At 65.1% G+C, this 281-nt stretch carries 1 protein-coding gene; it reads left to right on the forward strand.

Translation table 11 applies throughout. From position 1 onward, the window contains the following. Positions 1-281, forward strand: a 281-nt coding sequence (locus HZI36_RS26760; protein WP_425485303.1) for an NAD(P)/FAD-dependent oxidoreductase, incomplete at both ends; no start/stop codon positions are given.

The raw sequence follows: 281 nt of genomic DNA on the forward strand, positions 1-281 counted from the left end.
TCGGCGTCGAGATCTTCCCGGGCTTCCCGGCCGCCGAGATTCTGTACAACGACGACGGCTCGGTGAAAGGCGTCGCGACCGGCAACATGGGCGTCGGCAAGGACGGCGAGCCGACCGAGAACTTCCAGCTCGGCATGGAGCTGCACGCGAAGTACACGCTGTTCGCGGAAGGCTGCCGCGGGCATCTGGGCCGGCAGCTGATGGACAAGTTCAAGCTGAACGCGAACGCCGATCCGCAGGCGTACGGGATCGGCATCAAGGAGCTGTGGGAGATCGATCCG

It is taken from the genome of Burkholderia guangdongensis (assembly GCF_013403875.1).
GTDB classification, from domain to species: Bacteria; Pseudomonadota; Gammaproteobacteria; order Burkholderiales; family Burkholderiaceae; genus Burkholderia; species Burkholderia guangdongensis.